We start from the raw sequence: 9,507 nt of genomic DNA, 5'->3' as shown, positions 1-9,507 counted from the left end.
CGCGTGAGCGGCGCGCGCGAGCCGCGCGAGGAGCGGCCGGGCGACGCGTGGATCGTCGCGGCGCTGTTCGCGCTCGCGTTCGGCTACGACACCGTCGAGGCGGTCACGAACCTGCAGCAGCTGCCGCTGCTCTACACCGGCCTCGACATCGCCGGCGCGACGCCGTGGTGGCTCCTCGTCGCCGGCATCGCGCTGCCCGCGATCCTCTTCGTCGCGGCGCTGTGGGTCGGGCGGCGGATGCGCCTCGTAGGGAAGGCGGGGATCCTGCTCGTCGCGCTCGCGGTGAGCGCGCAGGCGAGCCTGCTCGCCGAGCAGCTCGCGCGCCAGGTCGCGGTCTCGGCGCTCGGCGGCTGACCGCCGCTGCGGGCTCCGCTCAGATCACCGCGACGAGCACGAGCGCGGCGAGCACCGCCTGCCCGATCGCGCGGCGACCGATCGGCACGGCAGCGGCGCCGAAGCGCTCGGGCTCCCGCGCCGCCTGCACGTTGGCGGGGAACACCGCGATGAGCAGCGCGATGAGCCCGAGCCCCGCGACGAAGCGCACGATCCACCACGGGGTCAGCAGCGCGAGCCCCCCGACGACCTCGGCGACGCCCGAGACCGTCACGAGCGCCGGCGCCCAGCGGCGCTCGGGGCCGGCGAGGCCGGCGGGGATCATCGCCGCCATCGCGCGCCGCACGCGCGGCACGAAGTGGGTGATGCCCATGCCGACGAAGACGAGGGCGAGGATGATGCGCAGCACGAGCTGCACGAGAGCGAAGGCGTCCATCCCCTCCATCCTCCCGCACTGCGCGCTGGAGCTGGAGCGGAGGCCCTTTCGGGCCTCCGCCGCGACGCCAGCGCCGACGCCCGTCCCGGGCGTCGGACGGCGCCGCGCACGCGCGCTGGGGCTGAGGACGGGTCTCGTGCGGGCCTCCGCCGCGACGCCGGCGCCGACGCCCGTCCCGGGCGTCGGACGGCGGCACGTCCCGCTCGGTAGGCTGGGCCCGGCACGACGACGTGCTGCCCGCAACCCTCCCTGTGCAAGGAGCCCCGCATGTCCAAGCCCGTCGTCCTGATCGCCGAGGAGCTCTCGGCCGCGACCGTCGATGCCCTCGGGCCCGACTTCGAGATCCGCCACGTCGACGGCACCGACCGGGAAGCGCTCTTCGCGGCGCTCGCCGACGCATCCGCCGTGCTCGTGCGCAGCGCCACCCGCATCGACGCCGAGGCGCTCGCGCACGCGCCGCGCCTCAAGGTCATCGCCCGCGCGGGCGTCGGCCTCGACAACGTCGAGATCCCCGCGGCGACGAAGGCCGGAGTCATGGTCGTCAACGCCCCCACGTCGAACATCGTCTCGGCCGCGGAGCTCGCGATCGCGCACCTGCTCGGCCTCGCCCGGCACATCCCGGCGGCGGATGCGTCGCTCAAGCGGGGCGAGTGGAAGCGGTCGGCGTTCACGGGCGTCGAGCTCTACGAGAAGACCGTCGGCATCGTCGGGCTCGGCCGGATCGGCGTGCTCGTCGCCGAGCGGCTCGCGGCGTTCGGCACGAAGCTCATCGCGTACGACCCCTTCGTGAGCCCCGCGCGCGCCGCGCAGCTCGGGGTCGAGCTGCGCTCGCTGCCCGAGCTCATGGCCGAGAGCGACTTCATCACGATCCACATCCCGCGCACGCCCGAGACGGTCGGGCTCATCGGCGCGGAGGAGCTCGCGCTCGCGAAGCCGACGCTGCGCATCGTGAACGCGTCGCGCGGCGGCATCATCGACGAGGCCGCGCTCGCCGAGGCGCTGCGCGCCGGCACGATCGCGGGCGCCGGCATCGACGTCTTCGTCTCGGAGCCGCCGAAGGACGACGCCCTCACGAGCGCCCCGAACATCCAGGTCACCCCGCACCTCGGCGCCTCGACCGACGAGGCGCAGGAGAAGGCGGGCGTCGCGGTGGCGCGGTCGGTGCGGCTCGCCCTTGCGGGAGACCTCGTGCCGGATGCCGTGAACGTCGCAGGCGGGGTCATCGACGAGTACGTGCGCCCCGGCATCGCGCTCGCCGAGCGGCTCGGGCAGTTCGCCGCCGGCCTCGCGGCGGGCCCCGTCGAGGCGGTCGACGTCGCGGTGCACGGCGAGCTCGCGGGCTACGACGTCAAGGTGCTGCGGCTCGCGGCCCTCAAGGGCTTCTTCTCGTCGATCGTGAGCGAGCAGGTGACGTTCGTGAACGCGCCCGTCATCGCCGAGTCGCGGGGCGTCACGAGCGAGCTGTCGGCCGACGAGCGCAGCGACGAGTACCGCAACGTCGTCGAGGTGGTCGCGGCGTGCAGCGACGGCCGCCGCGTGAGCGTCGAGGGCACGCTCACCGGGCCCAAGCAGGTCGAGAAGATCGTCGGCGTGAACGGCCAGTCGGTCGAGGTGCCGATGGCCGAGCACTTCGTCGTGATGGAGTACGAGGACCGCCCGGGCATCGTCGCGGCCTACGGCGCCGCGTTCGGCGAGGCGAGCATCAACATCGCCGGCATGCAGATCGCCCGCACGCGCGCCGGCGGGGACGCCCTCTCGATCATCACGATCGACCAGCCCGCGCCCGAGGCGCTCGTCGAGGAGCTGGGGCGCTCGATCGCCGCGAAGACGATCCGGCACATCGAGATCCGCGAGCTCTGATGCGCGCGGGCGGGGCGCGCTAGCGTCCTGCCATGGACACCACCGCATCCGCTCGCATCGTGCTCGTGCCCGGCTTCTGGCTCGGCGCGTGGGCGTGGGACGAGGTCGCGCCGCTCCTGCGCGAGCAGGGCCACGACGTCGTCGCCATCACGCTGCCCGGCCTCGAGCCGGAGCACCCCGCGCGCGGCGAGGTCACGCTCGACGACCAGGTCGCGGCGATCGAGGCGGCCATCGGCGACGGCCCGGTCGTGCTCGTCGCCCACAGCGGCGCCGCACTCCCCGCGACCATCGCGATCGACCGGAACGTCGACCGCGTCGTGCGCTCGGTGTGGGTCGACACCGTCCCCGCCGTCGACGGCGCGGTCATGGACGCCTCGTTCGAGGGCGACGAGCTGCCGCTCGAGGCCGCGTGGGACGACGAGATGGCGCAGGGCTCGATGCGGGGCCTCTCGGACGAGCAGCTCGAGGAGCTCCGGACGCGGGCCGTGCCGGAGCCGGCAGGAGCGGTGCGCGGCGCCGCCGAGCTGCGCGACGAGCGCCGGCTCGACGTGCCGGCCACGATCATCTGCACCGCGTTCTCGGCCGACGAGTACCGCGCGTTCTCCGATCAGGGCGTGCCGTTCCTCGCCGGCATCCTCAAGCACCGCGCGCTCACGCTCGTCGACCTGCCCACCGGGCACTGGCCGATGTGGTCGGAGCCGCAGCGCCTCGCCGAGCTCATCGGCGAAGCGGCAGCCGGGGCCTGATCCGCGTCAGTCGTCGGTCGGCAGCAGCACCCACACGCTCGCGCCGCCGAGCCGGGCCTCCTCGATGCCGATGCGGCCGCCGTGCGCCTGCACGATGCGCCGGCACGTCGAGAGACCGATGCCGAGCCCGGCCACGCGCGGATCCGCGCGGTCGCCGCGCTGCATGAGCCCGAAGACGCGCTCGCGCTCCTCGAGCGGCACCCCCGGCCCGTCGTCGTCGACCGTGATCCGCCACGCTCCCGGGATCCGCGCGGCGCGCACCTCGACGCGCGGAGCGCGGCCGTCGGCGCTCGCGAACTTCACCGCGTTCGCGAGCAGGTTCTGGAGCAGCGCGCACAGGAGCGTCGCGTCGCCCTCGACCACCGGCAGCTCGCCGAGGTCGACCACGGCACCCGTCGCCGCCAGCTGCGCCTCCAGGTCTGCGACCGCCGCGCGCGCGGCGTCGGCGAGCGAGACGGGCTCGCGCCGAGCGCTGCCGCCGATGCGCGCGAAGTCGAGCAGATCCTCGACGAGCGCGGCCATGCGGTCGGCGGCCGACTCGGCGCGCGCGAGCGCCGCCGACGCGTGCGGCGCCGCGGCGAGCTCGGGGGAGTCCGCCGCGAGCTCGAGGTAGCCGGAGAGCGCGGTGAGCGGATTGCGCAGGTCATGGCTCACCTGCCCCGCGAACTGGGCGAGCTGCTCGTTCGAGCGGCGGAGCTCTCGCGTGAGGCGTCGCAGCTCGAGCACGTCGACGACCTGCTCGGCGAGCAGCGCGAGCGTGCGGGTCTCGTGCTCGGCGAGCTCGCGCACCTCGTCGTCGAAGACGCACAGGCTGCCGATCGGCAGGCCGTGCGGGGTGCGCAGGGGCGTGGATGCGTAGAAGCGCACATCGGCGATCTCACCGGTGACGAAGGGGTTGCGCGCGAACCGCGGGTCGGCGCGGGCGTCGGCGATCACCGTCTGGCCGGGCTGCTGGAACACCCGGTCGCACATCGAGTCCTCCCGCGCGCACACGCTCGGCTCGAAGCCGACCGCAGCGACCTGGTGCTGATGGCGGTCGTCGACGATGTTGAGCACCGCGCGCGGCACGCCGCACACCGAGGCGGCGAGCGCGGTGAGGCCCTCGAGGGCGTGGCCGGGCGCCTCGCGCAGCACTCCGTACTCGGCGATCGCCGCGCTGCGAGCGGCATCCTGGGCGTTCGGCACGCAGCTCCTCCCGTGTCGGGGCCGGTGTCGGCCCTGCTCGCAGCCATTCTGGCCGTTCGCCGCACGACTCGGGGGCGCGGCCGCGGCCGCGCCCCCGAGGGTGGGTGGGAATGCTCAGAGGACGTCGTCGCGACGCTCGGTCCGCTCGACACGGGTGCCGGTCTCGGGGTCGATGCGCGAGCGCGACACCTGGCTCGTGCGACCCGCGCGGGCCGCCATGATGATGCCGAAGAGGGTCACGAGCGCGCCCGCGCCGAGGAGGATGTAGCCGATCAGGGTCCAGTTCGCGCCCTCGACCTGCCACAGGGCGGGCACCGCCCACGCGATGATCGCGCCGACGGCCATGAGGAAGATGCCGAAGCCGATGCTCAAGGTGCTCTCCGTTCGTCTCGGCGGCCAGGGACCAGGCCGCCTGTTCGCCGGAATGTACTGCGCGAACCTGCGAGCGCAGTGGGGGATTCGCGGCGCGGCTAGGCTGGGATCGAGGCCCGCGCCGGTGCGGAGCCCGTCGACGCGCACCTGGCGTGCGCCAGGGAGGAACTGTGGAGCAGCTGCGCCTCGCGGTCATCGCGGGAGACGGCATCGGGCGCGAGGTCACGCTCGAGGCGCGCAAGGCCATGCGAGCGGCGCTCGAGGGCGTCGAGCTCGTCGAGACCGAGTACGAGCTCGGCGCCGCGCACTACCTCGCCACGGGCGAGGTGCTCGACGACGCGACGCTCGCGTCGCTCGCGCAGCACGACGCGATCCTGCTCGGGGCGATCGGAGGCGACCCCGCCGACCCGCGCCTCGCCGGGGGCATCGTCGAGCGCGGGCTCCTGCTGCGGCTCCGCTTCGCCTTCGACCACCACGTCAACCTGCGGCCCACGCGGCTGCACCCGAAGATCGGGAGCCCGCTCAAGGATCCCGGCGACATCGACTTCGTCGTCGTGCGCGAGGGCACCGAGGGGCCGTACGTCGGCAACGGCGGCGCGATCCGCGTCGGCACCGAGCACGAGGTCGCGAACGAGACGAGCGTGAACACGGCGTTCGGCGTCGAGCGGGTCGTGCGCTTCGCGTTCGAGCTCGCCGAGCAGCGCCGCCGCCGCCTGACGCTCGTGCACAAGAAGAACGTGCTCGTGCACGCGGGCGGTCTGTGGCAGCGCATCGTCGACGAGGTGGGCGCCGCCCACCCCGACGTCGCCGTCGACTACCTCCACGTCGACGCGGCGACCATCTTCCTCGTCGACGACCCGAGCCGCTTCGACGTGATCGTGACCGACAACCTGTTCGGCGACATCATCACCGATCTCGCCGGCGCCGTCGGCGGAGGCATCGGCCTCGCCGCGTCCGGCAACCTCAACCCGGCCGGCACGTTCCCGAGCATGTTCGAGCCGGTGCACGGCTCCGCGCCCGACATCGCCGGGCGCGGCATCGCCGACCCCACCGCCGCGATCCTCTCGGCCGCCCTCCTCCTCGAGCACTCGGGCCTGCCCGAGGCGGCCCTGCGCATCCGCGACGCCGTGGACGCCGACATCGACGCCCGCGACGGGCGCCCGCGCAGCACGAGCGAGGTCGGCGACGCGATCGCCGAGCGCATCGGCGCGCGCGCCGCCGCCAGCACCACAGCGAAGGAGCACGCATGACCCTCGAGTTCACGCTCACGCGCAACCCCAGCCCCGTCGACGAGCGCACGCGCGAAGCCGTGCTCGCCGATCCCGGCTTCGGCCGCCACTTCACCGACCACATGGTCTCGATCGACTGGACCGCCGAGGGCGGCTGGGCCGACGCGCGCGTCGAGCCCTACGGCCCGCTGCAGATGGATCCCGCCTCGGCGGTGCTGCACTACGGCCAGGAGATCTTCGAGGGGATGAAGGCCTACCGGCGCGAGGACGGCTCGGTGTGGCTGTTCCGCCCCGAGGAGAACGCGACGCGCATGCAGCGCTCCGCCGCCCGCCTCGCGCTGCCCGAGCTGCCGGTCGAGCTCTTCATCGAGGCGGTGCGCCAGCTCGTGCAGGTCGACGAGGCATGGGTGCCGTCGGGCGGCGAGAACTCGCTCTACCTGCGGCCGTTCATGATCGCGAACGAGGTCTTCCTCGGGGTGCGGGCCGCGCAGACCGTGCGCTTCATGGTGATCGCGAGCCCGGCGGGCCCGTACTTCGCGGGTGGCGTGAAGCCCGTCTCCATCTGGCTCTCGACCGAGTACAACCGTGCCGGCAAGGGCGGCACCGGCGCCGCGAAGTGCGGCGGCAACTACGCCGCGAGCCTGCTGCCGACGCAGCAGGCGGCGGCGAACGGATGCGCGCAGGTGCTGTTCCTGAACGAGGCGGGCAGCGACCTCGAGGAGCTCGGCGGCATGAACGTCGTGCTCGTGCGCTCCGACGGCACGCTCATCACCCCGGAGTCCGACTCGATCCTCGACGGCGTGACCCGCAACTCGCTCCTGCAGCTCGCGGCCGACGCGGGCCACCGGGTGGAGCGCAGGCACGTCACGCTCGCCGAGTGGCGCGACGGCGTCGCCGACGGCTCGATCACCGAGGCGTTCGCGTGCGGCACCGCCGCGGTGCTCACGCCGATCGCGGCGCTCAAGAGCCCGACGGAGACGATCGGCGACCCCGACGCGCCTGCCGGCCCGGTGGCGCTCGCGCTGCGCAAGCAGCTCACCGACATCCAGTACGGGCGCGCCGCGGACCCGCACGGCTGGATGGTGCAGATCACCGAGGCGCGCTGATGCGCGTCGCGCGCTTCGCGCACGGCGAGCGCATCGGCTACGGGGTCGTCGACGACGACGCCCTCGTCGAGCTCGTCGGCGACCCGATCATCGCCGGCTTCGACACGACGGGCGAGCGGGTGCCGCTCGCCGAGGCGCGGCTGCTCGCGCCCGTGATCCCGCGGTCGAAGGTCGTGGCAGTCGGCCGCAACTACGCGAAGCACGCGGCCGAGCTCGGCAACGACGTGCCGAGCGAGCCGCTCGTGTTCCTGAAGCCCAACACGTCCGTGATCGGCCCGAACGACGCGATCGTGCTGCCGCCCGAGTCGGAGGACGTGCAGTTCGAGGGCGAGATCGCGCTCGTCATCGGCCGCGTCGCACGACGCCTGACGCGCGCGAACGCGCTCCACGCGGTCTTCGGCGTCACGGTCGCGAACGACGTGACCGCGCGCGACCTGCAGCGCCGCGAGCCGCAGTGGGCCAGGGCGAAGGGCTTCGACACGTTCTGCCCGCTGGGGCCGGCGATCGAGACGGAGCCCGACTACGCGGCCCTCCGCGTCATCACGCGCGTCGACGGCGAGGTCCACCAGGACGGCGTCTCGAGCGACTGGATCTTCGACGCGCCGACCGTGCTCGAGTGGATCACGGCCTCGATGACGCTGCTGCCCGGCGACGTCCTGCTCATGGGGACGCCCGAGGGCGTCGGGCCGATCCGCGCCGGCCAGACGGTCGAGGTCGAGGTGCCGGGCGTCGGCACCCTCCGCAACCCGGTGGTCGCGCAGGCGATCGCGGGCTGAGCCGCTCCCGGCTGGCTGCCGGGTTCGCCGCCTAGCATCGCGCCGGGCGGGGGCACCGGGTCCTCGCACGAGCGAGGAGGACCCATGTCGGAGATCCAGCAGCTGATGGGCCGGCTGCCCGTGCAGCAGATCGCGGAGCGCGCCGGCGTCGGCGAGGAGGATGCGCGCCGCGCGCTCGAGGCGATCGTCCCGACCCTCGTCGGAGGCATGCAGGCGAACGCGAGCGACCCGGCCGGGGCGCAGTCGCTCATGGGCGCGCTCGGCTCGCACGCCGGTCGCCTCGACGAGCGGCTCGCCGGCGACGTCGACCCCGACGACGGCGAGAAGATCGTGCACCACGTCTTCGGCGACAGCACCGACCGCATCGCGCAGGCCGCGGGCGGCGGCGGTGCCCTCGGCGGCATCATCCGGAAGATCCTGCCCATCGTCGCGCCGATGGTCATGGCCTGGATCGCGAATCGGGTCCTGCAGGGCGGGCAGGCGGGCGGTCGGCCCTCGGCAGGCGGCCAGGGCGACCCTGCCGCCGACTCGCCCTTCAGCCGCGGCTCGGCGGGGGCGGAGCGGCAGGTGCAGCTGCCCGGTGGGAGCGGGAGCAGGGGCAAGGCATCCGGGCCGGGCGGCGGCCTCGGCGACCTGCTCGGCGGCCTCCTCGGGGGAGGCTCCGGTCGACCCGGCGACGGGCTCGGGCCGCTCGGCGACGTGCTCGGCGGGCTGCTCGGCGGCGGGCGCCGCTGACGCACGGCTGCAGGCTGCCTCCATATGGAGGCAGCCCACGGCTAGACTGCGGGCATGGCTTCCCCCGACGCCCTGCGCGGCCATGTCGACGCGATGCTGCTCTCGGTGCTCGCCGACGGGCCCGTGCACGGCTACGGCGCGATCGAGCGCATCCGCGAGCGCTCCGGCGGCGGGCTCGACTTCCCGAGCGGCACGGTCTACCCGGCGCTCAAGCGGCTCGAGGCGCGCGGGCTCATCGAGGGGGAATGGGAGTCCTCCGGCCGGTCGAAGCGGGTCTACCGGCTCACGACGGCGGGAACGAGGGCGCTCGCGGCGGAGCGCAGCGACTGGGCGACGACCTCGTCGATGATCACGCGGGTGCTCGGCGCGGCGCGAGCCTGACCGCCGCCCACCGGGCGAGCAGGCTCACGGCCGCGGCCGCGAGCGCAGAGCCGACGAGCACCGTGACGACGACCAAGCCGCCGAGCAGTGCCGCGCCCTCGGGCGGCACCGGCAGGCCGCCCGCCATCGCGATCGCGCCGGCGACGAGCGCCACGGCGAAGGCGAGCTGCAGTCCCGCGACGGCGACGAGCGGCGCGAGCGACCCGGTGCGCCGGATCGCGAGCCACAGCGCGACCGCGGCCGCGGCCACGAGCGGGCCCGAGACGTCGAGCGCCCGCGAGACCTGGAGCATCCACCCCGCCTCGGCGGGCACGGCGAAGCCGGGCACGGCGGTGAGCGCGGTCATGC

12 protein-coding genes are annotated in these 9,507 nt (G+C 74.4%); 8 read left to right on the top strand and 4 right to left on the bottom strand.

The window, feature by feature from the left end; genetic code table 11:
* A partial coding sequence (locus NWP09_RS09350; RefSeq protein WP_258275245.1) for a hypothetical protein occupies positions 1–354 on the top strand: 354 nt, incomplete at its 5' end.
* A 19-nt stretch (positions 355–373) separates the two neighbouring features.
* Here NWP09_RS09350 and NWP09_RS09345 read toward each other — a convergent pair.
* The gene (locus NWP09_RS09345; protein WP_258275244.1) at positions 374–769 is read right to left on the bottom strand and encodes a hypothetical protein; all 396 of its coding nucleotides are present in this window, start codon (positions 767–769) and stop codon (positions 374–376) included.
* Between the two features lie 267 nt (positions 770–1,036).
* On the opposite strand from NWP09_RS09345, the gene serA reads away from it, so the two are divergent.
* Positions 1,037–2,629, top strand: a complete 1,593-nt coding sequence (gene serA / locus NWP09_RS09340) for a phosphoglycerate dehydrogenase (RefSeq protein ID WP_258275243.1) — start codon at positions 1,037–1,039, stop codon at positions 2,627–2,629.
* Between the two features lie 32 nt (positions 2,630–2,661).
* Positions 2,662–3,375, top strand: coding sequence for an alpha/beta hydrolase (locus NWP09_RS09335; protein WP_258275242.1), 714 nt, complete (start codon positions 2,662–2,664; stop codon positions 3,373–3,375).
* Between the two features lie 6 nt (positions 3,376–3,381).
* Here the strand turns inward: NWP09_RS09335 and NWP09_RS09330 are convergent, their stop codons facing one another.
* Both NWP09_RS09330 and NWP09_RS09325 read right to left on the bottom strand, forming a co-directional pair.
* Positions 3,382–4,560, bottom strand: coding sequence for a GAF domain-containing sensor histidine kinase (locus NWP09_RS09330; protein ID WP_258275241.1), 1,179 nt, complete (start codon positions 4,558–4,560; stop codon positions 3,382–3,384).
* Between the two features lie 114 nt (positions 4,561–4,674).
* A complete protein-coding gene (locus NWP09_RS09325; protein ID WP_258275240.1) occupies positions 4,675–4,932 on the bottom strand; it encodes a DUF6458 family protein in 258 nt (85 codons plus the stop codon).
* Between the two features lie 170 nt (positions 4,933–5,102).
* On the opposite strand from NWP09_RS09325, the gene NWP09_RS09320 reads away from it, so the two are divergent.
* The 5 genes from NWP09_RS09320 to NWP09_RS09300 all read left to right on the top strand — a co-directional run bounded on the left by NWP09_RS09320 (position 5,103) and on the right by NWP09_RS09300 (position 9,159).
* Entirely contained in the window at positions 5,103–6,182 is a 1,080-nt protein-coding gene (locus NWP09_RS09320; RefSeq protein ID WP_258275239.1) for a 3-isopropylmalate dehydrogenase, read from the top strand.
* Positions 6,179–7,267 carry a branched-chain amino acid aminotransferase gene (locus NWP09_RS09315; protein WP_258275238.1) on the top strand — a complete coding sequence of 363 codons (1,089 nt, stop codon included), beginning with the start codon at positions 6,179–6,181 and terminating at the stop codon, positions 7,265–7,267. The genes NWP09_RS09320 and NWP09_RS09315 overlap by 4 nt, the downstream gene beginning before the upstream one ends.
* Entirely contained in the window at positions 7,267–8,043 is a 777-nt protein-coding gene (locus tag NWP09_RS09310; protein ID WP_258275237.1) for a fumarylacetoacetate hydrolase family protein, read from the top strand. The genes NWP09_RS09315 and NWP09_RS09310 overlap by 1 nt, the downstream gene beginning before the upstream one ends.
* Positions 8,044–8,127: 84 nt before the next feature.
* The gene (locus NWP09_RS09305; RefSeq protein WP_258275236.1) at positions 8,128–8,778 is read left to right on the top strand and encodes a DUF937 domain-containing protein; all 651 of its coding nucleotides are present in this window, start codon (positions 8,128–8,130) and stop codon (positions 8,776–8,778) included.
* 54 nt (positions 8,779–8,832) lie between these two features.
* Positions 8,833–9,159 carry a helix-turn-helix transcriptional regulator gene (locus tag NWP09_RS09300; protein WP_258275235.1) on the top strand — a complete coding sequence of 109 codons (327 nt, stop codon included), beginning with the start codon at positions 8,833–8,835 and terminating at the stop codon, positions 9,157–9,159.
* On the opposite strand, the gene NWP09_RS09295 is transcribed toward NWP09_RS09300, so the two are convergent.
* Positions 9,128–9,507, bottom strand: a 380-nt coding sequence (locus tag NWP09_RS09295; protein WP_258275234.1) for a hypothetical protein, incomplete at its 5' end; no start/stop codon positions are given. The two genes, NWP09_RS09300 and NWP09_RS09295, sit on opposite strands and share 32 nt — an antisense overlap.

Origin of the sequence: Agrococcus sp. HG114 (genome assembly GCF_024723325.1) — a bacterium.
In the GTDB taxonomy this organism is placed as follows: Bacteria; Actinomycetota; Actinomycetes; order Actinomycetales; family Microbacteriaceae; genus Agrococcus.
The sequence above is the reverse complement of the archived record's forward strand: the minus strand, read 5'-3'. Positions and strand labels throughout refer to the sequence as shown.